Source organism: Azonexus sp., assembly GCF_049652925.1.
In the GTDB taxonomy this organism is placed as follows: Bacteria; Pseudomonadota; Gammaproteobacteria; order Burkholderiales; family Rhodocyclaceae; genus Azonexus.
The window spans coordinates 337761-362401 of the sequence record NZ_JBASFI010000040.1 but is presented as its reverse complement, the minus strand read 5'-3'; the positions used below and the strand labels follow the sequence as shown (position 1 = coordinate 362401).

General features: G+C 63.2%; 18 protein-coding genes and 1 riboswitch. Of the genes, 8 read left to right on the top strand and 10 right to left on the bottom strand.

The features are described from left to right. Positions 1-8: 8 nt before the first annotated feature. The 8 genes from fdhE to WBK19_RS20330 form a co-directional block, all read right to left on the bottom strand. Positions 9-926: a formate dehydrogenase accessory protein FdhE gene (gene fdhE, locus WBK19_RS20365; protein ID WP_511292895.1), complete on the bottom strand. Its 918-nt coding sequence runs from the start codon at positions 924-926 to the stop codon at positions 9-11. Between the two features lie 133 nt (positions 927-1059). Continuing rightward, a complete protein-coding gene (locus WBK19_RS20360; RefSeq protein WP_511292894.1) occupies positions 1060-1680 on the bottom strand; it encodes a formate dehydrogenase subunit gamma in 621 nt (206 codons plus the stop codon). Then, on the bottom strand, positions 1677-2573 hold the full coding sequence (gene fdxH / locus WBK19_RS20355) for a formate dehydrogenase subunit beta (RefSeq protein ID WP_511292893.1): 897 nt from the start codon (positions 2571-2573) through the stop codon (positions 1677-1679). Before fdxH ends, WBK19_RS20360 begins: the two co-directional genes overlap by 4 nt. Positions 2574-2585: 12 nt before the next feature. After that, the gene (fdnG, locus tag WBK19_RS20350) at positions 2586-5651 is read right to left on the bottom strand and encodes a formate dehydrogenase-N subunit alpha (protein ID WP_511292892.1); all 3066 of its coding nucleotides are present in this window, start codon (positions 5649-5651) and stop codon (positions 2586-2588) included. 300 nt (positions 5652-5951) lie between these two features. Further along, the gene (locus tag WBK19_RS20345; protein ID WP_511292891.1) at positions 5952-6305 is read right to left on the bottom strand and encodes a DsrE/DsrF/TusD sulfur relay family protein; all 354 of its coding nucleotides are present in this window, start codon (positions 6303-6305) and stop codon (positions 5952-5954) included. 40 nt (positions 6306-6345) lie between these two features. Continuing rightward, positions 6346-7902 carry a phosphonate ABC transporter, permease protein PhnE gene (phnE, locus tag WBK19_RS20340; protein ID WP_511292890.1) on the bottom strand — a complete coding sequence of 519 codons (1557 nt, stop codon included), beginning with the start codon at positions 7900-7902 and terminating at the stop codon, positions 6346-6348. After that, positions 7893-8720 carry a phosphonate ABC transporter ATP-binding protein gene (locus WBK19_RS20335; RefSeq protein WP_511292889.1) on the bottom strand — a complete coding sequence of 276 codons (828 nt, stop codon included), beginning with the start codon at positions 8718-8720 and terminating at the stop codon, positions 7893-7895. The genes phnE and WBK19_RS20335 overlap by 10 nt, the downstream gene beginning before the upstream one ends. Then, positions 8717-9592, bottom strand: a complete 876-nt coding sequence (locus tag WBK19_RS20330) for a putative selenate ABC transporter substrate-binding protein (protein ID WP_511292888.1) — start codon at positions 9590-9592, stop codon at positions 8717-8719. The genes WBK19_RS20335 and WBK19_RS20330 overlap by 4 nt, the downstream gene beginning before the upstream one ends. 279 nt (positions 9593-9871) lie before the next feature. On the opposite strand from WBK19_RS20330, the gene WBK19_RS20325 reads away from it, so the two are divergent. Genes WBK19_RS20325 through moeA form a run of 4 tightly spaced genes read left to right on the top strand, consistent with a single transcriptional unit; the run spans position 9872 to position 13329 of the window. Further along, a complete protein-coding gene (locus WBK19_RS20325; RefSeq protein ID WP_511292887.1) occupies positions 9872-10567 on the top strand; it encodes an ABC transporter permease in 696 nt (231 codons plus the stop codon). Further along, positions 10567-11286, top strand: a complete 720-nt coding sequence (locus WBK19_RS20320; RefSeq protein ID WP_511292886.1) for an ATP-binding cassette domain-containing protein — start codon at positions 10567-10569, stop codon at positions 11284-11286. The genes WBK19_RS20325 and WBK19_RS20320 overlap by 1 nt, the downstream gene beginning before the upstream one ends. Further along, positions 11262-12068: an ABC transporter substrate-binding protein gene (locus tag WBK19_RS20315; RefSeq protein ID WP_511292885.1), complete on the top strand. Its 807-nt coding sequence runs from the start codon at positions 11262-11264 to the stop codon at positions 12066-12068. Before WBK19_RS20320 ends, WBK19_RS20315 begins: the two co-directional genes overlap by 25 nt. A gap of 4 nt (positions 12069-12072) precedes the next feature. Next, positions 12073-13329, top strand: a complete 1257-nt coding sequence (gene moeA / locus WBK19_RS20310) for a molybdopterin molybdotransferase MoeA (RefSeq protein WP_511292884.1) — start codon at positions 12073-12075, stop codon at positions 13327-13329. Positions 13330-13345: 16 nt separating this feature from the next. On the opposite strand, the gene WBK19_RS20305 is transcribed toward moeA, so the two are convergent. Further along, positions 13346-13708, bottom strand: coding sequence for a hypothetical protein (locus WBK19_RS20305; protein WP_511292883.1), 363 nt, complete (start codon positions 13706-13708; stop codon positions 13346-13348). Positions 13709-13800: 92 nt separating this feature from the next. Between WBK19_RS20305 and WBK19_RS20300 the strand changes: the two genes are divergently transcribed. From WBK19_RS20300 to metH, 4 genes are all read left to right on the top strand, one after another. Then, complete coding sequence (locus WBK19_RS20300; protein ID WP_511292882.1) at positions 13801-15159, top strand: sigma-54-dependent transcriptional regulator; 1359 nt, start codon at positions 13801-13803, stop codon at positions 15157-15159. Next, on the top strand, positions 15138-17147 hold the full coding sequence (locus WBK19_RS20295; protein ID WP_511292881.1) for a sensor histidine kinase: 2010 nt from the start codon (positions 15138-15140) through the stop codon (positions 17145-17147). The genes WBK19_RS20300 and WBK19_RS20295 overlap by 22 nt, the downstream gene beginning before the upstream one ends. Positions 17148-17287: 140 nt before the next feature. Beyond that, positions 17288-18877: a diguanylate cyclase domain-containing protein gene (locus tag WBK19_RS20290; protein WP_511292880.1), complete on the top strand. Its 1590-nt coding sequence runs from the start codon at positions 17288-17290 to the stop codon at positions 18875-18877. A gap of 93 nt (positions 18878-18970) precedes the next feature. After that, positions 18971-19055: riboswitch (S-adenosyl-L-homocysteine riboswitch) on the top strand. 67 nt (positions 19056-19122) lie between these two features. Continuing rightward, complete coding sequence (metH, locus tag WBK19_RS20285; protein ID WP_511292879.1) at positions 19123-22788, top strand: methionine synthase; 3666 nt, start codon at positions 19123-19125, stop codon at positions 22786-22788. A 21-nt stretch (positions 22789-22809) separates the two neighbouring features. On the opposite strand, the gene WBK19_RS20280 is transcribed toward metH, so the two are convergent. Next, positions 22810-24528, bottom strand: coding sequence for an ABC transporter ATP-binding protein/permease (locus WBK19_RS20280; RefSeq protein WP_511292878.1), 1719 nt, complete (start codon positions 24526-24528; stop codon positions 22810-22812). Positions 24529-24641: the final 113 nt, after the last annotated feature.

The window sequence follows — 24641 nt, the reverse complement described above, 5'->3', positions numbered from 1 at the left end:
AAATGGCTTTAGCCGCTATACGCGCCGATAAGCAACAAATTCGGGCCGAAACGCTCGTAGCCGGCTTCATCGACCAGCATGTCGAGGGCCAGCGTGGCGAGGTCGTCGGCCACCGGGTCAACGCGCGGGTCTTTTTCCTGATAGACGATCTTGAGGTAGCTCTTGCAGGCGTCGCAGGTTTCGGCACGGACGGCGCCGCTTTTCTGTCCACTCGAACCTTCGACTTCATGCAACGCGACTTCCTTGTCGGTGTCGCAGGCCGTGCAGGTCGCGCGCGGCACGTTCCATTCGCTGTTGCACAGGCTGCAATGCAGGTAACGCAGGTTGTTGATGGCGGCGCCGAGGCGAACGACGCTGGCCACGGCCGGGCTGCCGCAGCACGGGCAGACGCCATGGGCATCAAGTTTTTGCAGCTGACTGGCGTCGAGCTGGCTGGCCAGCTGGGTGAAGACGACCTGCAGGGCGGCGGCGACGAAAGGCAGCTCGGCCGCGTCGCCGGCTTCGAGTTCGCCGCTCAGCAGCGTGTCGGCCAGCTTGTCGAGCCAGGCGTCGTCAGCCGCCAACAGCGCGTCCAGCGCCTTGCCGGCGCCATCGGGCGCAGTCTTGCCCAGTTCGTGGGCGATCTGGCGCAGCACGGTACGCCAGGCAGCCGGGCGAACGGCGATGTTCAGGGGCGGCATGCCATGGGTGCGCGCCTGTTCGAGTGTCGCGGCATCGGGCAAGGCCAAGGCCGGCAGTGCCTTGATGGCTTCGTGCTGAGCGCGGCTCAACTGGCCAAGAAAAGCCAGCCAGTCGCCAAGGCTGTGACCGCTAGCCAGGGCGGCGAAGCGATCGGCACGGTCGGCGAACAGCGTGGTGGTCACCGGCAGCAGAATGGGAGCTGCTTCTTCGGCTGGCGGATGAAAATCAATGGTTTGGGTCTGCATGTCAGCTCAAAAAAACGGGGGTTGCAGAATGTTCTCCGCAGAGCCCCCTAAACGCAAGGTAAAGCTAAATCGTTCGGGCAAATGACGGGCGCCGCAGGATCAAGGTGCGCCTGCGAGCCCAGATATTTGCCAATTACTTGCCGGTGATCTGGCGGTACCAGCCACGATGATGCTGCTTGGCCCAGCCCCGGGTCACCGTGCCGTACCACATCGCACGGATGGTGCCCTTGACCCAGATGGCGGCATAGACGTGGACCATGATCAGACCGATCATCACGGCACCGGCTGCAGCGTGCACCACGGCGCCCATACGGACGAGCGTAATGTCGAAGCCGAACCAGGCGCGCCAAATGAGCAGCCCGGAGACCGTCATCAACAACATGCAGATGGCCATCGCCCAGAACATGACTTTCTGGCCACCGTTGTACTTGCCCTGTTCCGGCATGTCGTGGTCGTTGCCATTCACCATGTTTTGCGCCTTGCTCAGCCACTCCTTGTCCGCCGGCGTCATCTTGTTGAGATGCTTGAAGCGGAAAAAGAGAGCCAGAAAGGAGATCGCCATCAGCACCCCGAGATAGGGGTGGATGATGCGCGCCCAGGTCGGGCCACCGAACAGCTGCGTCAGCGGGAAGAACGCCGGGTGAAAGAAGGCCAGACCAGAGAGGGCAAGCAGGATGAAGCTGATGCCCACCACCCAGTGATTGGCCCGTTCCTTGGGCTCGTAGCGCTTGAGGTCTTTCGGATCGCGGATCATTTTGCCTCCTCCTTGTCTTCCCGTTCGATCTCGTCCTCGATCTCTTTCGAGACCTCATTCGGACCCTTGGTCACGTAGTGGAACAGGCTGCCCAGTGCAACGCCGGCCAAAGCCAGCGTGGCGAGCGGCTTGGCGAAGCCCTTCCACAGCGAGACCAGCGGGCTGATCGACGGATTGGCCGGCAGGCCGGCATAGAGGTCGGGCTTGTCAGCATGATGCAGCACGTACATGACGTGCGTACCGCCCACCCCTTGCGGGTCATACAGACCAGCCTGATCGTAGCCACGTTCCTTGAGGTCGGTGACGCGCTTGGCCGCGTAGTCCTTCATGTCCTCCTTGCTACCGAACTGAATCGCGCCAGTCGGGCAGGCCTTCACACAGGCCGGCGCCTGGTTGACGGCGACCCGGTCGGAACACAGCGAGCACTTGTAGGCCTTGTTGTCTTCCTTGGACATGCGCGGGACGTCGAACGGACAGCCAGTGACGCAGTAGCCGCAGCCGATGCAGTTTTCCTGATGGAAATCGACAATGCCGTTGCTGTACTGGATGATGGCCCCCGGGGCCGGACAGGCCTTCAGGCAGCCGGGGTCGGCGCAGTGCATGCAGCCGTCCTTGCGGATCAGCCACTCGAGCTTGTTGTTCTGCTCGACCTCGGTAAAACGCATCACCGTCCACGACTTGGCCGACAGATCCATCGGGTTGTCGTAGACGCCGTGGCAGTTGCCGACTTCGTCGCGGATGTCATTCCACTCCGAGCAGGCGACCTGACACGCCTTGCAGCCAATACAGGCGGATACGTCGATAAGCTTGGCGATTTCGATGGTTTCCCGCACTTGCGTAGAGGGCGTCGTCGTCGCGGAGCGCTGTTTGATGTCTAGCGATTGCAGTGCCATATCAGCTCTCCTTTACGCTTTCTCGATGTTGACCAGGAACGCCTTGTACTCCGGCGTCTGCGTATTGGCGTCACCGACGTACGGGGTCAGGGTGTTGGTGATGTAGCCAGGCTTCGTCGCCCCCTTGAAACCGTAGTGGATCGGAATGCCGATGGTGTGCACCTTCTTGCCATCGACATCGAGCGCCTTGATCCGCTTGGTGACCACCGCCACGGCCTTGATGAAGCCGCGGTTGGAACGGACCTTGACCTTGTCGCCAATGGCAATGCCCTTCTCTTTCGCCAAATCCTCGCCGATTTCCACGAACTGTTCCGGCTGCATGATCGCGTTGATCTTGCTCTGCTTGGTCCAGTAGTGGAAATGCTCGGTCAGACGGTAGGTCGTCGCCACGTACGGGAAGTCCTTGGCCGTGCCGAACGCTTCCATGTCGCCCTTATAGACCCGGGCGGCCGGATTCGACTTGGCCTTGGGGTTCGTCGGGTGCATCGGGTTGGCGTCGAGCGGGCTTTCGAACGGCTCGTAATGCTCGGGCATCGGCCCTTCGGCCATCAGGTCGCGGCAGAACAGGCGGGCCACGCCTTCCGGATTCATGATGAAAGGCATGACATTCTCTTCCGGCGCCGCATCCGGACGCATGTCTGGAACGTCGTTGCCGCCCCACACCTTACCCGTCCACTTCAACACCGCCCGCTTCGGATCCCAGGGCTTGCCGGAAACGTCGCAGGAGGCACGGTTGTAGAGGATGCGCCGGTTGACCGGCCAGGCGAAGCCCCAGTTCATCGTCTGGCCGAGACCGGACGGATCGCTGTTGTCTCGCCGCGCCGAGTTGTTTCCGGCTTGCGACCAGACGCCGCAATAGATCCAGTTGCCGCAGGTCGTCGAGCCATCGTCGCGCAGGTGGGCGAAAGAACCCAACTGCTCGCCGGCCTTGATCAGTACCTTGGTCGCGTCCTTCGGATCGACCACGTCGGCCAAGGCCTTGCCGTTGAACTCCATCATCAGTTCTTCCGGCGACGGCTTGTTGGCAATGCGGTAGGCCCAGGTCAGCTTCTGGATGGCATCCGGGAAGGCGCCGCCATCCTTGGCATACATTTCCTTGAGTTTGAGGAACAGCCCCGCCAGGATCTCGGTGTCGTCCTTCGCATCGCCCGGACCGTCCGCCGCCTTCCAGCGCCACTGGATGACGCGGCCGGAATTGGTGAAGCTGCCGGAGGTTTCGGCAAACAGCGTGGTCGGCAGACGGAAGACTTCAGTCTGGATGGCAGCCGGATCGACCTCGTTGAACTCGCCGTGCGGCTTCCAGAATTCGGAAGTATCGGTCGCCAGCGGGTCCATGACCACCATGTACTTGAGCTTGGCCAGCGCATCCGACACCTTCTTCTTGTTGGCGACGGAAGCCAGCGGGTTGAAGCCCTGGCAGAAAAAGCCGTTGATCTTGCCCTGGTACATCTGGTCGAAGATCGACAACACGTCGGAGGCCCCGCCGAGCTTCGGCATGTAGTCGAAGGCAAAGTCGTTTTCCTTCGTCGCCGCGTCGCCCCACCACGCTTTTTGCAGGCTGATGTACCACTTCGGGAAGTTCTGCCCGTAGTTCATCTGGCCCGGGCGCATGGCCTTGGGCGTCTTCTTTTCGAGGAAGCTCTTGAGGTCGGTGTCGGCATCGGTCGGCGCCGCCAGGTAGCCCGGCAGCTGCTGGGCGTAGAGCGCGAAGTCGGTGATGCCCTGGACGTTGGCGTGGCCGCGCAGCGCGTTGATACCGCCCCCAGCCATGCCCATGTTGCCGAGCAACTGCTGAATGATCGCCATGCAGCGGATGTTCTGGGAACCGACGGAGTGCTCGGTCCAGCCCAGCGCATAGAGGTTGGTCATCGTCTTGTTCGGCGCCGCCGTCTCGCCAATCATCTCGCAGATCTTGATGAAGGCGTCCTTCGGCGTGCCGCAGACCTTGCTCACCATCTCCGGCGTATAGCGGGAATAGTGGGTCTTCATTATCTGCCAGACGCAGTTCGGGTCCTGCCAGGTCTCGTCGACCTTAGCAAAACCATCGGCGCCCATCTGGTACTTCCAGGAGTCCTTGCCGTAACTGCGCTTCTCCTCGTTGTAGCCGGAGAAGATGCCATCGTCGAACTTGTAGCCCGGATCGATCAGGAAAGCCGCATTGGTGTAGGCCTTGACGTAATCGTGGTGGATCTTGTCGTTGGCAATCAGGTAATTGATGACGCCGCCGAGGAAGGCGATGTCGGAACCGGAACGGACAGGCGCATAGAAATCGGCCACCGACGCAGTGCGGTTGAAGCGCGGGTCGACGACCACGAGCTTGGCCTTGCGGTTTTTCTTGGCTTCGATCACCCACTTGAAGCCGCACGGGTGCGCTTCGGCAGGATTGCCACCCATCACGAAAATCAGATCAGCGTTCTTGATGTCCACCCAGTGGTTGGTCATCGAACCACGCCCAAAACTCGGAGCCAGACTGGCCACCGTGGGAGCGTGTCAAATGCGCGCCTGGGTATCGATCGAGGTCATGCCCATCGCGCGAATCGTCTTCACGGTCAGGTAGCCGGCCTCATTCGGCGCTGCTGATGATGCGAGGAATGCAGTGGTCGGCCAACGGTTTACCGTCAGACCATCCTTGTTCTGGGCGACGAAATTGGCGTCGCGATCCGCCTTCATGTGCTTGGTGATGCGGTCGAAGGCTTCCATCCAGGAAATCTTCTTCCATTCATTCGTGCCCGCTTCGCGCACTTCCGGCCACTTCAGGCGATTGGCGCTCTGCACCATGTCGCGCAGGCCAGCGCCCTTCGGGCACAAGGTGCCACGATTGACCGGATTATCCGGGTCGCCTTCGATGTGGATGATCTCGGCCTGCGAATTCTTGGATTTATCGCCGGTCGAGTAGATCAGCACGCCGCAGGACACCGAGCAGTACGGACAAATATTCCGTGTCTCGGTGGCTCGGGCGAGCTTGAAGGTGCGTACTTCCGCCTGGGCTGCGGTCGGCGAGAAACCCATCAACGCGATGGATGACCCACTGAGCCCGGCGGAGCAGACCTTGAAGAACTGCCGCCTGTTCATGTTCATTTGAGTTTTCCCTCTTTTATGCGACCCCGTGTCGCAAGGGGAGAACAGTGCAACGACTGTGCCATTCGGCATAAGTCATTGAACGATGGGGAATCAGGGTTGCGGAGCGGGGTGAAAAACCGGGACATTTTGTCCATGGACGGCGAAGATGGGACATTTTGTCCCACCAAAACATCCCAAAAAGCCCTTCCTGCCAGCAGATTGGGCGACTACCAAAACGAGGTGATTCCCGCGGTCAACCGGGCTTGCTACGGTCAACCGGAAAAAAGGGCGAAAAATGAAATCCTCGCCCGGCGCAAATCAGAAGGTGATGACCTTGTCCGCCGCCAGCGTTGCTTCGGCCAGTTCGACCAGCGTGCCGATCGAAGTGCCGGGAATCAGCGGCAGTTCGCCGAGACCACGCGCCAGCGCACAAGTCCGGCACAGGCGGATCTCGACGCCCTGAGTAACCAAGCCCTCGACCATGCCCTGCAACCCGTTGCCGGCCCCATCGATCTGGTTCGGCAAGCCAAGCACGGTGGCGTCGGACATCAGGAAAATGCGGATTGCTGGCTTGGCATCGCTGCCGGCCAGGGCCGTGGCCAGACGCAGGGCGGAAAGGCAACGTTCGTTGCCGTAGGGCGCGGCGTTGATGATGATCAGGATATTTTGCATGCTTTGTGAGTCCATAAGAAAACCATGATGGTAGGGCCGCTCAACGCATTTTCCAGCGCAACCATGCGCTGGACTGATCGACGGCAATCGACAGGAAAAGCATGGCAATGATCACCGTCGACGCCTGCGCGTGGTGGAAAAGCGAGAGTTCGAAATAGAGTAGTTGCCCCAGCCCGCCGGCGCCGACGAAGCCGAGGATGGCGGCCATGCGGATGTTCATTTCCCAGCGGTAGAGCGTGTAGGCGATGAGTTGCGGGGCGGCGCCGGGCAAGGTGCCGTAGAGGAAGGCGAAGCCGCCCGGGGCGCCGGCCAGACGCAGGGCCAGGCCGGGGGCTGGCGGGGCGTTGTCGAGGGCTTCGGCGTAGAGGCGGCCGAGCACGCCTGCCGTGTGCAGGGCCAGGGCCAGCGCGCCGGCGAAGGGGCCGAGGCCGACGGCCAACGCGGTGATGGTCGCCCAGACCAGCTCCGGCACCGAGCGCAGGGTGTTGAGCAGGAAGCTGAACGGCGCCCGCCATTTGGGCAAGGCGAGCAGCAGGCCGGCGACGGCGGCAAGCAAGGTGCCGACGACCGAGATGGCCAGCGTTTCCCAGATGCCTTTGCCGACTTTGGCCAGCCACTCGGCCGACAGGTCGGGCGGGAAGAAGCCGGCGACGAATTCGCCGATGCTGTGGGCGGCTTCCACGGTCAACAGGGATTTCAGGCCAATTTCCAAATAATTGAAGCTGGCGACGATGCTGACGACCAGCACCAACCCGAGCCCGCCGCTGCGCCGGCCGAAGGGTGAGGCGCGGTTGGCCGGCGGCGTGTCGAGCGCCCGGCGCAGCCAGCCCGAGAAACCGTCGGCGGCAAAAACGAGGACCATGAAGGCGAGCAGGATGGTCGCCGCTTCGCCGCCGTTGAGCATTTTCATCGCTTGATCCATGAGCTGGCCGAGCCCGCCGGCGCCAACGAAGCCCATGACCACCGAGGCGCGGATGGCGCATTCCCAGCGATAAACCGTGTACGAAGCCAGCTCCTTCGAAGCCTGCGGGATCAGCCCGTAGAGGATGGCCAGCGGCCGGCCGGCGCCGTTGTGGCGCAGCGCCCGGGCCGGCGCTGCATCGACCGATTCAAGGATTTCGGCATAGACCTTGGCCAGCATGCCGCCGTAAGTCAGACCGAGCGCCAGCACGCCAGCGGCCGGGCCGAGGCCGAAGACGTGGACGAAGAGGAGCGCCCAGACCAGCTCGGGAATGCCGCGCAGGATGGTGAGCAGGCTGCGCGTGATGGGGTTGAGCGTTGTCTTTTCGCGCCCGGCACCGGTGGCGAGATAGCCCATCGGCACAGCGATCAGGAAGGCCAGCGCCATGCCGGCCGTGGCGATGGCCAGGGTTTCGAGCGTCGCCTTGGCGAGGTAGCCCATGAATTCGGCGCCGGTTTCCGGCGGCAGAAAGCCGGCCAGGAAGTTGCCGATGACCTTGAGGTTGCCCGGATCGACGAGCGCGCCGGGCTTGACCTCGGCCGCCTGAAACAGCGGCCAGAGGATGACCAGCGTGGCCAGCGCACCGATCAGGCGCGAGCGGGCCGCCGGGTCGCGATTGGAGTGGTTCAACAGCACGCGGCGCGGGTGGCCGCCTCGATGGCGGCGGCTTGCGACAGGAAATGTGGCTCGTGCGCCTGCACCGGCAGCTCGTCGCCTTCGCTGGCGTAGAGGTCGTGCAACAGCGGGACGGTGATTTCGCTGGCCGGCAGGTCGAAGGCGATGCGCCCGGCCTTGACGCCGACGATGCGCGAGAAATTGCCGATGGCCAGATCGACGGCGTGCAGGCTGGCGACCAGCGTTGCGCCGCGCGCTTCGGCCTCGGCGATGAGCAGGCGGATGGCGGCCAGGGCCAGCGTCGGGTCGAGGGCGGAAACCGGTTCGTCGGCGAGGATCAGCTCGGGCTGCTGATAGAGCACGCGGGCGATGCCGACGCGCTGCAACTGGCCGCCGGAGAGCTGGTCGCAGCGGGCGAACAGTTTGTCGGCCAGATCGACGCGTTCGAGCGCCGCACGGGCGCCGGGGACGTCGAGCGGATAGAGCAGCGAGACGAGCGACTTCCAGGCCGGCCACTGGCCGAGCTTGCCGGCCAAAACCGCCGTCACGACACGCTGCCGGCCGGGAATCGGCGGCGCTTGATGGACCGTGCCGATGCGGGCGCGCAGTTTGGCCAGTTCCACGGTCAACCGGAAGTTTTGGCCAAAATCCAAAACCTCGGCCGTGCCGGCCGTCGGCGCCAGCGCCGTGCCGAGCACCGAGAGCAGGGAGGTCTTGCCGGCGCCGGACGGGCCGATCAGGGCGATGCGCTCGCCCTTTTCCGCCTTGAGCGTGATGCCATCCAGCGCGGCAAAGCCGTTGGCGTGGGTCAGCCCCACGCCGTTCAAGCAAAAACTCACTTCAACAAGCCGGCGGCGTGCGCTGCCTTTTCGATGCCGTCGTAGTTCTCCTTCTTGGTCGGGATGAACTTGGCGGCGCGTTGCAGGGCGAGGATTTCCTTGTGTTCCGGGTTGGCCGGGTCGAGCTTGAGGAAGGCGTCGGTCAGCTTCTTGATAACGACCGGATCGAGATCGCCACGCACCGTCCAGTTGTAGTCGAAGTACGGCGGCGTCGTCGAGAAGACGCGAACCTTGTCGGTGTCGACTTTCTTGGCTTCGACCAGTTTGTCCCAAACCGAGGCGTTCAAGACACCGGCTTCGGCCTTGCCGGCGGCGACGAAGGCAACAGTCGCATCATGGGCGCCGGAATAGGCAACATTCTTGAAATCTTTTTCCGGATTGAGGCCGGCCTGCTGCAGGTAGAAGCGCGGCATCAGGCTGCCCGAAGTGGACGACGGCGCGCCGAAGGCGAAGGTCTTACCCTTCAAATCGGCGAGCGACTTGATGGCCGGGTCGGCGGTGATGAATTTGGAAGTGAACTTGGCATCCTCCTCGCGCTGGGCGATGGGAATGGCCGTGCCGTTGGTGCGGATCTTGGCCTGCACGAAGGTGAAACCGCCGAGCCAGGCGAGGTCGATCTTCTTGGTGGCCAGCGACTCGACAACGGCGGCGTAGTCGGTCACCGGGGTGAACACGACCTTCATGCCGGTCTGCGCTTCGAGGTATTTGCCGAGCGGCGCGAACTTGCGTTGCAACTCGGTCGGCGCTTCGTCGGGAATGGCCGAAACGCGCAGGATGGCTTCGTCGGCCACGACAGGCAAGGAGGAAACAGCGGCGAAGGCGCAGGCAAGCGCCCCCTTCAGCGCCAGACGGCGCGCGGTGGACAAGGTCATTTGAAGCTCCGATTTCTACAGCAACCGCCGCCGCGCGGATGTCACGGCAGCTTACAAGGCACCGAAGTGCCGCCAATTCAGTGCGGTACGCAGACCGCCCCGGCATTATAGCCAGCCAGACGGGGTAAGTTGGAGGCCGGCCCGAAATCCCCGTTTGTTCTGCGCGCCAATGTCATTTCCCGGCAAGAAGGCTGGCTATTTTTGCCCGGCCGGACACGATATTTCGCCATCCCGGCCGAGATTCCCGCGCCTGCCACCCGGTGTTATCCTGCCGTCCCAATGCTAGGCACACTTTCCGACGCCCTCACCCTGCTGACCAGCTTCGATCAGCGATTGCTCGACATCGTCGGTTTGTCGCTGCGCGTCAGCCTGAGCGCGCTGGCCATTGGCGCGCTGCTCGGCCTGCCGCTCGGGGCCTGGCTGGCGGTCGCCAAGTTCCCTGGCCGCGGCGCCCTGATCGTCGGGCTCAACGCCCTGATGGGCCTGCCCTCGGTGGTGGTCGGCGTGCTCGTCTATCTCGCCCTGTCGCGCAGCGGGCCGCTGGGCAGCTACGGCCTGCTCTTTTCGCCGGCGGCGATGATCTTCGCGCAGAGCGTGCTGGTCCTGCCTCTGATCGCCGCCGTCAGCCGGCAGATCGTCGAGGATGCCTGGAAGGAATACGCCCCGGAGTTTTCCGTAATCGGTATCGGCCGCCCGCAGGCCGTCGCGCTGTTGCTCGCCGACTGCCGCTTCTCGCTCTCGGTCGCCATGCTGGCCGGGCTGGGCCGGGCGATGTCGGAGGTGGGCGCGGTGATGATCGTCGGCGGCAATATCGACGGCTACACGCGGGTGATGACCACCGCCATCGCGCTGGAAACCAGCAAGGGCGATCTCGCCCTGTCGATTGCCCTCGGCCTTGTTTTGATGTCACTGATCCTCGCCCTCAACGCCGCCGCCCACGGTCTGCGCTGCTGGGCGGCCCGGAGGTATGGCTGATGTTCCCGCTGACCATCACCGACCTGCATTTCCAGCCCAACGGACGGGCCATCCTCGATGGCGTCGACCTGAGCCTGTCGGGCGACGGCATCAGCGTCATTCTCGGCCCCAACGGCGCCGGCAAAACGCTGTTGCTGCGCCTGCTCGCCGGCCTGTTGCCACCGCATGGCGGCCACCTCGACTGGGCTGGCTCGTCGACCCCGGACGGCCGACTGGCCATGGTCTTCCAGCAGCCGATGCTGCTCCGGCTGTCGGTGTTCACCAATGTCGAATTCGCCTTGCGCCCGCAAGCCATGAGCGCCACCGAACGGCGGGCGCGTACGGTCGAAGTCCTGGAGCGCGTCGGCCTGGCCCACCGTACAGGCGATTGCGCCCGCCAGCTCTCCGGCGGCGAGCGCCAGCGCCTGGCCCTGGCCCGTGCCTGGGCGATGCGGCCGCGTCTGCTGCTGCTAGATGAACCAACGGCAGCACTCGACCCATCGGCCACCGAGGCGGTCGAGCGCATCATCCGGGAAATTCGCACCGATGGCGCCAAGGTGCTGATGACGACGCATAATCTCGGTCAAGCGACACGCTTGGCTGACGACATCATTTTTCTCGCCGACGGTCGCGTTCAGGAACACGAAACGGCCCAACGCTTTTTTGCCCGCCCCCAATCGCCCGCTGCCCGGGCTTTCTTGCAAGGAGAACTGCCATGGCGTATCGCCTTCGATCATTGATTGTCGCCCTCGGCCTGCTCGCCGGTGTCGCCACCGCGCAGGAAACGCTGGTCGTCGCTTCGACCACGTCGACCGAGCAGTCCGGGCTGTTCGGCTGGATTTTGCCCAGGTTCGAGCAGTCGACCGCGATCAAGACACGCGTTGTCGCCGTCGGCACCGGCCAGGCACTGGACATTGGCCGGCGCGGCGATGCCGACGTGCTGTTCGTGCATGACCGCCCCGCCGAGGACAAATTTGTCGCTGATGGCTACGGCAGCTATCGGCTGGATGTCATGTACAACGATTTCGTCATCATCGGTCCGAAGGATGATCCGGCCGGCATCCGCAAGGCGGCGACGGCCAACGACGCGCTCAAGGCGATTGGCGCCAGCGGCCAGCCCTTCGTCTCGCGCGGCGACAAGAGCGGCACCCACGCCGCCGAATTGCGCCTGTGGAAGAAGGCCGACACCGATCCGAAAACGCTGGCCGGCTACAAGGAAACCGGCAGCGGCATGGGCCCGACGCTGAACATGGCAGCGGCCATCAACGGCTACACGATTTCCGACCGGGCCACCTGGGGCGCCTTCAAGAACCGCCGCGACCTCGATCTGCTCTACGCCGGCGACCCGGTGCTGTTCAACCCCTATGGCGTCATTCCGGTGAATCCTTTGAAACATCCGCATGTCAAAAAAGAAGCTGCCGAGCGCTTCGCCCAGTGGCTGGTCTCGAAGGAAGGGCAGGCAGCGATTGCCGCTTTCCGTGCCGACGGCCAGCAGGTTTTCTTCCCCAACGCCCAGAAATGACGCCATGACCGACACCACCGCCTGCACCGCCGACCCCGCCATGGACCCCAGCCTGACCGCCGGCGAAGCCCGCCAGCGCATGCTGGACGAGATTTCGCCGATCACCGGCCACGAATTTGTTCCGGTCCGCAGCGCGCTGGGCCGGGTCCTGGCAGCCGATATCTTCGCGCCGCACGATGTGCCGGCCCACGACAATTCGGCCATGGACGGTTACGCCATCCGCTTCGACACCCTGGCCGCCGACGGCGAAACGCGGCTCAGCGTGGTGGGCAGCGCCTTTGCCGGCAATGCTTTCTCAGGTCAGGTGGGCAAGGGCCAGGCCGTGCGCATCATGACCGGCGCAGTACTGCCGGCAGGCGCTGATACCGTGGTCGTTCAGGAAGTGACGCGGACCGAGAATGGCGCCGTCTTCATCCCGGCCGGTCAGCGCCTCGGCCAGAATACCCGGCGAGCCGGCGAGGATCTGGCCCGTGGCAGCGTCGCGCTGGCCGCCGGCAAGAAGGTCGGCCCGGCTGAACTGGGCCTGATCGCCTCGCTGGGGATTGCCGAAGTGGCCGTCAAGCGTCGTCTGCGCGTTGCTTTTTTCTCGACTGGAGACGAACTGGCCTCGATCGGCAAGGCGCTGGCCCCCGGCGAAATCTACGACAGCAACCGCTACACGCTGCACGGCCTGCTCGCCCGGCTGGGCGCCGAGATCATCGATCTCGGCGTCGTCCCCGACCAGCCGGCGGCACTTGAAGCCACCCTGATCGAAGCGGCCGGCATCGCCGACGCGATCATCACGACCGGCGGCGTTTCAGTCGGCGAGGCCGATTTTGTCCGCGAAATTCTCGCCAAGCTCGGCGAAGTGAAGTTCTGGAAGCTCAAAATCAAGCCCGGCCGGCCGATGGCCTTTGGCAAGATCGGCAATGCCTGGCTGTTCGGCCTTCCCGGCAACCCGGTGGCGGTGATGATCAGCTACAGCCAGTTCGCGCTCGACGCCCTGCTTCGCCTGTCCGGCCTCGACCCTTTGCCGGAGCGTCCGCTGCTCACCGTCGAAGCCGCCAATCCGATCCGCAAGCAGCCGGGACGGCGCGAATACCTGCGCGGCACGATTGCTGCGGTCGACGGCCGCTGGCAGGTCAAAACCACCGGCCACCAGGGCTCGGGTGTGCTGCGCTCGATGTCGGAGGCAAACTGCTTCGTGGTGCTGCCGGAAGAATGCGCCGGCGTGGAGGTCGGCGAAAGCGTCGGCGTTCAGCTCTTTGAGGGCATCCTCTGATGCCGCCTGGCGTCGTTCAGAAAAGCCGTTTGTGACGGAAGTCGCCGGAGGCGTGGGAGAGGATCGTGGATAACACGAGAACGAGCCAGAACAAGGCCAGCGCCCAGGCCGGCTGCAATACGGCCAGCCCGATCAGGCCAAGCTTGAGAATGATGCCGAAACCGGCGACTTCGCCTAGCTGCCGGGGATTGGCCCAGCTGTCGATGGCGAACATGCCGGCACCGGAAACGAAGGTCAGCAGAGCCCCGGGAAACACGCTGCCGGTGCCCAGCAAGGCCGCGCCGAAGAGAACGATACCGGCCAGGTGGGCCGTGCGCAGCGTGACGTTGAGCCAGCGCTTGCCGGGAAAATCACGAATATGTTCACGCCGAGGAGGCATCGGTTTCAGGGCTGGGTGAGAATTGCTGGTTATTATCACCGATTGCATCTGTTTCGCCGTTGCTGGCGCAAGACACATGGAGACACTGAATCATGTCATCTGACGAGACGGCTGCCGCCGAATCGCCCTGGAAAACGTACTCGGTGCTCGTCGTGGACGACGAGCCGGGCATGGTCAGTTTTCTCTTGCGCGCACTGTCGTCGCGGTGCGGCGCAGTTCAGGCCGCGCACAGCGTCGAAGAGGCAATCCCCTTGCTGCGCCGCAAGCACTACGACCTCATCGTCCTCGACATCGCCATGCCCGGACGTTCCGGCATCGAGTGGCTGCATGAGCTGCGTGATGAAGGCTTTGCCGGCGACGTCGTGCTGATCACCGCCTACGCCGATCTCGATACCGCCATCGATGCCCTGCGCGCCGGGGCAGCCGACTTCTTGCTCAAGCCGTTTTCGCTGGCGCAGATTCTCAACGCCATTCAGCGCTGCTGGGAAAAATCGCTGCTGGTGCGGGAAAACTTCGTCCTGCGCCGCGAGGTCGGCGCTCAGCGCAGCAATGTCGAAGGCGTTATCGGGCAATCGCAGGCCATGGTTCGGGTCTGCGAACGTCTGCGCCGCATCGCACCAACGCCGGCCACCGTCCTGCTGACTGGCGAATCCGGCACGGGCAAGGAAGTCGCCGCCCGCGCCGTGCACCAGATGAGTTCGCGGGCCAGTGGCCCCTTCGTGCCGGTCAATTGCGCGGCGATTCCGGCCGAGCTGATCGAGTCCGAGCTGTTTGGCCATATCAAGGGGGCCTACACCGGCGCCCAGCAGAGTCGGGAAGGCTTGTTCTACTACGCCCGCGGCGGCACGCTGTTTCTCGACGAAATTTCCGAATTACCGCTGACGGCGCAGGCCAAGCTGCTCCGCGTGCTCGAAGAGCGGCGTATCCGCCCGGTCGGTTCCGAGCAGGAAATCGCCGTCGACGTCCGCGTCATTGCCGCGAGCAACCGCGAACTGCCGAGCGAGGTCGCCGCCCAGCGCTTCCGCCCCGACCTCTATTACCGCCTGCAAGTGCTTGAAGTCACCCTGCCGCCCTTGCGGGAACGTCCCGAAGACATCCCGCTGCTCGTCGATCACTTCATCACACTGCTTACCCCCAGCCTCGGGGTCGAGCCGCTCAGCCTCGACTCGCGCACCCTGGCCCGTCTGGCTGATTACGACTGGCCCGGCAATGTGCGCGAACTGCGCAATCTGGTCGAACGCTCGCTGATCCTCGGCTGGTTCGACATCGGCAACGAGCCGGAAATCGGCGTCGGGACGATTGCCGGCAACACCGAGACGCTCGAAGCGGTGGAAAAGCAGCACATTCTCGCCGTGCTCGCCGCCTGCGACGGCAACAAATCCGAAGCCAGCCGCCGGCTCGGCATCTCGCGCAAGACGATGGATCGCAAGTGTCAGGCCTGGGGGATCTGAGCCCACCGATCCGGCGCTCGATCCGCACCCGGCTGCTCTTGCTGGCGCTGATCCCGCTCGGTATCGTGCTGCCGCTGGCGATGGCCGCGCTGGCCTACTGGGGCGGCGATTACCTGGACCGCCTTCTCGTCACCAAGGTGCGCTCCGACCTTGCCGTCGCCCACGGCTATTTCGAGCGGGTGAGCGATGGCGTCGGCCGTTCGGTGGCCAGCCTGGCCGCTTCCGAACGGCTGGCGCGCACCCTGCGCAATGCGCACGACCGTCCCGAAATGGCGGTGGCCGGCCTGCTCGACTCGATTCAGCTCGAACACAAACTCGATTTTTTGCACTTTTTTGACGTTGACCGTAGCAAACAGGATGCTGCCACCTGGTCGGTGATCGCCGCGGCGCTCGAGGGCAAGGCAAGCACCGAAACGGAAGTGTTCTCTGCGCCGCAACTGTTCACCATCAGCCCCGAGCTGGCCGCCCGTGCCCGCACGCCCATCGTCGCCACGGCCAATGCCCGGCCCAACCCGCTCGCGGCGGAAACGCGCGGTCTGGTCATCCACTCGGCTGCCCCGGTGCTCGATGCCGAGGGTCGTCTGATCGGCGTGCTGACCGGCGGCGTGCTGCTCAACAAGAATCTCGATTTCATCGACCGCCTCAACGCCATCGTTTATCCCGAAGGCGCCCTGCCCTTCGGCAGCGCCGGCACGGCAACGCTGTTTCTCGATGACGTCCGCGTGGCCACCAATGTCCGGCTGTTTGGCGACACCCGGGCGATCGGGACCCGCGTCTCGCAGACCGTCTACGACACCGTGCTCGGCGCCGGCCAGACCTGGCTCGATCGCGCCTTCGTCGTCAGCGACTGGTACGTCTCGGCTTACGAACCGCTGCTCGACAGCCACCAGCAGCGCGTCGGCATGCTCTATGTCGGCTTCCTCGAAGGCCCCTTCGTCGATGCCCGCCAGCAGGCCTTCGCCGTCGTCATCGTACTCTTCGCGCTGGCCATGCTGATTGCCGGCATCTTTGCCGTGCTCTGGGCGCGCCGCGTCTTCAAGCCGATCGAGCGCATGCACGCCACCATGCATGCCATCGAAAACGGCCAGGGCGAGGCCCGCGTCGGTGCGGTGGCCAGCCAGGATGAGCTCGGCGTCGTTGCCGCCCATTTCGACCGCATGCTCGACCGCCTGCAGGCCCAGGCCACCTCGCTCAAACGCTGGGGCGCCTCGCTCGATGCCAAGGTCGCCGAGCGCACGGCCGAACTGGAACAGGCCGTGGCCGACCTCAAGGCTGCCCAGTCGCAACTGGTCATGAACGAAAAACTCGCCGCCATCGGCCAGTTGACCGCCGGTGTGGCGCACGAGATCAACAACCCGATCGCCGTCATCCAGGGCAACCTCGACGTCCTGCGTGACCTGCTCGGCCCGCAGGCTGAGCCCGTCGCGCCGGAGATCAGGCTGATCCACGAACAGGTCCAGCGCATCCGGCTGATCGTCGCCAAGCTGCTGCAATTCGCCCGGCCGCAGGATTACGTCGGCTATCTCGAACCGACCGACCCGGCCCAGCTCATCCAGGACAGCCTCCTGCTCGTTCGCCACCTCTTGAAGACCGGCAACATCGCCATCGAGCAGCAGGTCGATTCGGCCCGCCAGATCATCTGCAACAAGAATGAACTGCAGCAGGTGGTCATCAACCTGCTGGTCAATGCCATCCAGGCCATGCCGGAGGGCGGCGTGCTGGGGATCGCTGTCGACGACTGGGACGAAGCCGACATGCCGGTCGGCATCCAGCTCCATGTCGAGGATTCCGGACCGGGCATCAGCCAGGCCGACCTCGAGCACCTGTTCGAACCCTTCTTCACGGCCAAAAAACCGGGCGGCAACGGGCTCGGCCTGTGGGTCAGCAAGAATCTGATCGAACGCTACGGCGGCCACCTGACAGCGACCAGCGCCCCCGGCACCGGCGCCCGTTTCACCGTCTGGCTGCGCTGCGAGCCGCTGGGCTGAGGCAGGCCCATTTCCACGGTCAACCGGAATAAACAGCCAAAATTGAAAAGACCGTTCTTTCCCGGCCTAGGGTAATCCATAGGGGATATTTACAGGGCCAGCCGCCGATGAGACAGTGTGCAAAAAAGCGGATTGCATCAATGACGCATCATCGTTTACGGCCAACGCTTCTCCTCCTTCTGGTGGCTTGGCTTGGCATCATCGCCTTCGCCGCCTATCTGCTGATATCAGCCCAGCTCAGCCGCTGGTCGGGGCATTTCGATGAAGACGTCCAGCTCATGGCCGGCGAGGTCAAACAGAAACTGGATACCAACGAAGCGGTGCTGGCCGGGTTTTCCGCTTTCCTGCATGCCGTCGACCGCAGCGATACCGAGTCCACGATGCGCTACGCCGCCTCGGCTGCCTCGGCCTACCCACATATCTACATGATCGAGGTGGCGCGCAGGATCATCCCGGGCGAGCAGGCCGAACTCGAAGCCTCATTGCGCAAAGGCTGGCGGGCCGATTTTTCGATCAAGGATTTCGCCCAGATCACCGGCCGCGCTGTTCAGGCCGACCACCAGAAAACCGCCACCTGGCCGATTCTCTTCATGTATCCGTCCTTGCCCGAATCGCAGGCGATCTACGGTCTTCGCCTGGAGACCGTAGACTATCTGTCGCAGACCGTGGCGCTGGCCAGCAACAATATCAAACCGGTCGTTTCGCCGGTGTTCGACCTCTATGAAGGCGGCAGTGCCTACATATTGCTGCAGGAAGTGACCCGCCCGGCCAGGACGTCATCCACGACGCTGAACTTCTTCGGCAACACGATGATTGCCTTGCTGGTTATCAAGACGCAGGCCCTGTTGCCAAGTCGAGGCCAGTTGGCCAGTCACGAAAACATCGAGTTTTCGGCCAGGCTGTCCTCGGCGGCGAACTCGGAAAGCCCGCTGTTCGAACAAAGAGCCGTTGCGTCGGGCAAGCTGGACCAGCTGTTCTTGCCCGAACTCAGCCGGCGTCTGAAGATCGACAGTCCTTCCCAGCCGACCATCATGCAGTTCAGTCGTCAGGTGCGCTGGCAAGACTTGTTGAGTCAGGAAACCCTGACCATGCTGGCATTGCTGGGCACCGCCCTCCTTGTCGTCCCGTGGATCACGCTGCGCCACTACCTGTCACTTGATCAGGCGGAACAGGAACACGAGAGAGCCGCCTATCTGGCCACCCACGACCTGCTCACCGACCTGCCCAACCGTTTTCTGTTCGCCGATCGATTCGAGCAGGCCTTCCGTGCCTGGCAACGAAATGTCACCCCGTTCGCCCTGCTGCTCATCGACCTCGACCACTTCAAGGAAATCAACGACCGCCATGGCCACGAAGTTGGCGACCAGGTGCTGATTGCCACCGGCAAGCGCATGGCGCGTGAGCTGCGCGGCTGCGATACCGTAGCCCGCCACGGCGGCGATGAATTCATTATTTTGCTGGCCAATATCCAACATGCCGACGATGCAAGCGCTGTCGGGGAAAAGCTGCTCGCTGCCGTGGCCCAGCCGATCGAAACAAGCGCCGGGCCGCAAAGTGTTGCCTGCAGCATCGGCATTTCGCTTTGCCCGGTGCATGGCGAGACACTCGATGTGCTGCGCCGCTCGGCGGATCGGGCGATGTATCAGGCAAAACAAGGGGGACGCAACGCAGTCTCTATCTTTTCCGGCGAGGTGACCGAAAAGCAATACATGGCGTCCCTGGCCGGCTAGACGACGGCCCGGCCTATTGACTTGAGGCGCCCCTTTTCAACTAAATCAGTTGCTTAACTTGGCATCCGGCGGCGCGGCCGGTAAACTGTGCGTTCTGCCGAGGAGCGCTGCGACCCTTTTCATGCTTTTGCGTGGATCCGGGGCCAGGCTCGGCAATGATCAACGGCGCTCGCAAACCCAGCCGGTTTGTGGCGCCGTTCGTTTTTGCGGCGTGCCCGGCGTAATTTTGCTCTGCCGAGGTGATCATGCAGCAACCCGACCGTACCGCCGAACTTTCCGCCCTGCTTGCCCAGAAGATGCTCGTCCTCGACGGCGCCATGGGCACGATGATCCAGCGCCACGGATTGCAGGAAGCCGACTATCGCGGCGAGCGCTTCAAGGATCACGCCCACGACCTCAAGGGCAACAACGACTTGCTGGTCCTGACCCGGCCGGACGTCATCGGCGGCATTCACCGCGACTACCTCGAAGCCGGGGCCGACATTCTCGAGACCTGCACCTTCAACTCGACCGCCGTGTCGCAGGCCGACTACAAGCTCGAACCCATCGTCTATGAACTGAACCATGCCGGCGCCGCGCTGGCCCGCGCGATGTGCGACGAATTCACCGCCGCCAACCCGGCCAAGCCGCGCTTTGTCGCCGGCGTCCTCGGCCCGACCAGCCGCACGGCGTCGATCTCGCCGGACGTCAACGACCCCGGCTACCGCAACGTCAGCTTCGACGCCCTGGTCACCGATTACCTCGAGGCCATCCGCGGCCTGACCGACGGCGGCGCCGACATCCTTCTGGTCGAAACCATTTTCGACACGCTCAACGCCAAGGCGGCGCTGTTCGCCATCGAAAAATTCTTCGACGCCGCCGGCCGGCGCTGGCCGGTGATGATTTCCGGCACGATTACGGACGCCTCCGGCCGCACGCTGTCCGGCCAGACGGCTGAAGCGTTCTGGAATTCGCTGTCACATGTCAAGCCGGTTTCCTTCGGCCTGAACTGTGCGCTCGGCGCCAGCGAATTGCGCCAGTACGTCGAGGAACTCTCGCGCATCTGCGACTGCTACGTCTCGGCACATCCGAATGCCGGCCTGCCCAATGCCTTCGGCGGTTACGACGAAACGGCGGACATGCTGGCCGATGAAATCGAGAGCTGGGCGAAGAGCGGCATCGTCAATATTGTCGGCGGCTGCTGCGGCACCTCGCCCGAGCACATCAAGGCCATTGCCGAGCGCGTCGCCACGGTCAACCCGAGAAAAGTGCCGAAAATCGAAAAGAAGCTGCGCCTGTCCGGGCTCGAGCCGTTCAACGTCAGCGCCGACTCGCTCTACGTAAACGTGGGCGAGCGCACCAACGTCACCGGCTCAAAAGCTTTCGCCCGGATGATTCTCGAAGGCCGCTTCGACGATGCGCTGGCCGTCGCCCGCCAGCAGGTCGAGAACGGCGCCCAGGTCATCGATATCAACATGGATGAGGCGATGCTCGATTCGATCGCCGCCATGGATCGCTTCCTCAAGCTAATCGCGTCCGAGCCGGACATTTCGCGTGTGCCGATCATGATCGACTCGTCGAAATGGGAAGTCATCGAGGCCGGCCTCAAATGCATCCAGGGCAAGGGCATCGTCAATTCGATCTCGATGAAGGAAGGCGAGGCCAAGTTCATCGAGCAGGCAAAACTCGCCCGCCGCTATGGCGCTGCAGTCATCGTCATGGCCTTCGACGAGAAGGGTCAGGCCGACACCTTCGCGCGCAAGACCGAGATTTCGAAGCGTGCCTACGACCTGCTGCTGAGCATCGGTTTCCCGGCCGAAGACATCATTTTCGACCCCAATATTTTCGCCATCGCCACCGGCATTCCGGAACACGACAACTACGCCGTCGATTTCATTAATTCGGTCCGCTGGATCAAGCAGAACCTGCCACACGCCCATATTTCCGGGGGCGTTTCCAACGTCTCGTTTTCTTTCCGCGGCAACGACGCCGTGCGCGAAGCGATCCACACAGTTTTCCTCTATCACGCCATCAAGGCCGGCATGACCATGGGCATCGTCAATGCCGGCATGCTCGGCATCTATGACGATCTCGAGCCGGAACTGCGTCAGAAGGTCGAGGACGTGGTCTTGAACCGCAACCCGGAAGCCGGCGAAGCGCTCGTCGATTTCGCCCAGACGGTCAAGGAAGGCAAGGCCAAGGATACTGGGCCGGACCTTTCGTGGCGCGAGCAAGCCGTCGAAAAGCGCCTCGAACACGCGCTGATCAAGGGCATTACCGATTTCGTCGTGGCCGATACCGAAGAAGTGCGGGCCAAGCTGGAAAGCGAAGGCAAGCCGCCGCTCTCCGTCATTGAAGGCCCGCTCATGAACGGCATGAACGTCGTTGGCGACCTGTTCGGCGCCGGCAAGATGTTCCTGCCGCAGGTCGTCAAATCGGCCCGCGTCATGAAACAGGCGGTCGCCCATCTGCTGCCCTACATCGAAGCGGAAAAGACCCGCACCGGGCTGGGTTCCAAGGGCAAGATCCTCATGGCGACGGTCAAGGGCGACGTGCACGACATCGGCAAGAACATCGTCGGCGTGGTGCTCGGCTGCAACGGCTACGACGTGGTCGACCTCGGCGTCATGGTCAGTTGCGACAACATCCTGAAAGCCGCGCTCGAACATCGCGTCGACATCATCGGCCTGTCCGGCCTGATCACCCCGTCGCTCGAAGAAATGGCCCACGTCGCCAGCGAAATGCAGCGCCTCAACATGAAGCAGCCGCTGCTCATCGGCGGCGCGACGACCAGCCGCGCCCACACGGCGATCAAGATCGCCCCCAACACCGATGGCGCCGTGGTCTACGTGCCGGATGCCTCGCGCGCCGTCGGCGTCGCCACCAAGCTGCTCTCGGTCGACCAGCGTGACGGCTACATGGCCGAAATCGTCACCGAGTACGACGCCGTGCGCGCCGAACACGCCGGCCGCAAGGGTCCGACGATGGTGACGCTGGAAGAAGCCCGCGCCAACCGTTTCACGTGGAACGAGCCGTTCTCGCCAACCATTCCGAAACAGCTCGGGCTGCAAACGCTCAACCCGAGTCTGGGCGACTTGTCGCTGCTCATCGACTGGACGCCGTTCTTCCAGAGCTGGGATCTGGCCGGCCGCTATCCGGCCATCCTCGAAAACGAAACGGTCGGCGAAACTGCCCGCCAGTTGTTCGCCGACGCCAAGGCCATGCTGGCCAAAATCGTCAGTGAAAACTGGCTGTCGGCCCGCGCCGTCTTCGGCCTCTACCCGGCCAGCGCCGAGAATGAAGACATCATCATCTACGCCGACGAGTCACGAACCACCGAACTGACCCGCTGGGTGGGGCTGCGTCAGCAGCACAAACAGCCAAAAGGCCGCTTCAATCTGGCGCTCGCCGATTTTGTCGGCCAGCGCGACTACGTCGGCGCCTTTGCCGTCACCGCCGGCCACCGCATCGAAGAACGCGTCGCCGCCTTCGAGGCCGCCAACGACGACTACTCGGCGATCATGCTCAAGTCGCTGGCCGACCGCCTGGCCGAAGCTGCCGCCGAATGGCTGCATCTACAAGTACGCACCCAATATTGGGGCTACGCCAGTGAGGAAGCGCTCACCAACAATGAGCTGATCAACGAGCAATACAAGGGCATCCGCCCCGCCCCCGGCTACCCGGCCTGCCCGGACCACACCGCCAAACGCGAACTGTTCGCCCTGCTCGACGCCCCGGCCAACGCCGGCATGGAACTCACCGAGTCCTGTGCCATGACGCCGGCAGCGGCGGTGTCCGGGTTCTACATCGGGCATCCGGCGGCGGCGTACTTCGCCATTCCGAAGATCGGGCGCGATCAGCTGGAAGACTGGGCCAAGCGCAAGGATATGTCGATCAAGGATGCAGAGTACTGGCTGGCGCCGCTACTCTGATTTTGCACCGGCGGACGGCGCCTATTGCGCGGCGTCGTCTGCCTTGAAGCTATACGCCTCAGCCGCGTAGAACTGCCACCGCGTATCGCCAACCAGTTCCAGCACCTGCTTGTGGTATTTGAGGATGGCCGGACGGTGGGCGACGCTGATCAGCGTCGTGTTCATCTGCTGCAGTTGCTGGTATAGCGCTGTCTCGTTGGCGCTGTCCAGGGCGCTGGTTGCTTCGTCGAGTATGGCGAAACGGGGTTTGCTGAGCAGGATGCGGGCAAAGGCCAGGCGCTGCTGCTCGCCAACCGAAAGCACTTTCTGCCAGTCCATCTCGGTATCCAGTCCACCAAAACGGTTGGCGAGATCGGCCAGGTTCACCTTTTCCAGCACCTTCAGCAGCTGGGCATCGGGAAACGAACGCCCCTTGTACGGGTAGAGCAACTGGCTGCGCAGGGTACCGAGCAGCATGTAGGGCTGCTGGGGCAGGAACAGGATGTCGTTGGGCTGCGGCCGGAATATGGTCCCGCTGCCGGCGTACCAGATACCGGCGATGGCGCGTAGCAGCGAACTCTTGCCGCTGCCGCTCGGGCCGACGATCATCAGGTTTTCGCCGGGACGGATGTCGAGCGAGAGGTCCTCGATCAGCGTTCGCTCGTAGTTCGGCGTTTGCAGGGTGACGTTTTCGAGACTCAGGTGCTGGGCGTCGACTGACAGGATCGTGCTCGCATTGCACACGTTCCCGGCCGGGTGGCCCGGGAGAAACCGGGCCAAGGCATCAAGCCGGTCGACTCCGGCGGCGAAGCGGCTCAGGGTTTCGAAATTTTCGACAATCAGCGAGAAGGCAGCGAGCACGGCAGCAAAGGCGCCGGCGGCCTGAATCGCCCGGCCGACTTCAAGCTCACCCGAGAGCACCCGTGAAGCGATGATGGCGCTGGGCAGAACGATGGTCAGCAAACCGTAGGCGTGCTGGAAAAAATTGAGCCCGAGCTGGCTGCGAATCAGGCGCTTGAAGTTCTTGAAGGCGGCGGCGAAACGTTGCCTGACCTGTTGCAGCTCCTGCGCCTCGCCGCGATACAGGGCAATCGATTCGGCGTTCTCGCGAATGCGCACCAGGCTGAAACGGAAATCGGCTTCGCGGCGCAGCTGATAAAAGTTGAGGCTCATCAGCCGGTTGCCGAAGACGAAAATGGTGATCAGCGTCCCGGCCGTCGCGTAGAAGACCAGGAAATAGACCAGCTCCCGCGAAATCGACCACAGCACGGTGCTGAAAGCGACCAGCTGCAGCACCGAACCGATGAAGATGAGCAGAAAATAAAGCGAGCGCTGGGTGAAGGTGTTGATGTCTTCGGCGACCCGCTGATCGGGATTGTCGATGCCGGCGTTGGCATTCAGCTCGTAGAAATGCCGGTGGCTGAAATAGCTGTCGAGAAATCGATGGGTCAGCCAGCGCCGCCAGTGGATACCGAGCGTGTCCCGGACAAAATAATACAGGGCGTAGATCGGTACGGCCGCGATCAGCAGCCCGAGGCAAAATTTGATCGACGCCCAGAAACGCTCCTCATCACGGGCCGCCAGCGCCGAGGTGAACTCCCCGGTCTGCTCGTTGAACAGCACGGCAAAACGGGTCTGACCAAGCAGCAACAGAACGAGCAGGGTGAGCAATCCCCAGGCCTTGAGCTTGTCGTCCTGACGCCAGTAAGGAGAGGCTATTGCCCAGAATCGTTGCCAGAGATGCCGGTCAGGAGGCTTCATGTTTGATCGCCGTGGTCTGTCCAGGCGGGCCGGAAATCGGTCCCCATCTGTTGATCCTGTTTTACTCTCAGGATCGTGTCCGGGTCAAGCCGGCAGGCAAACTCCAAACAAGG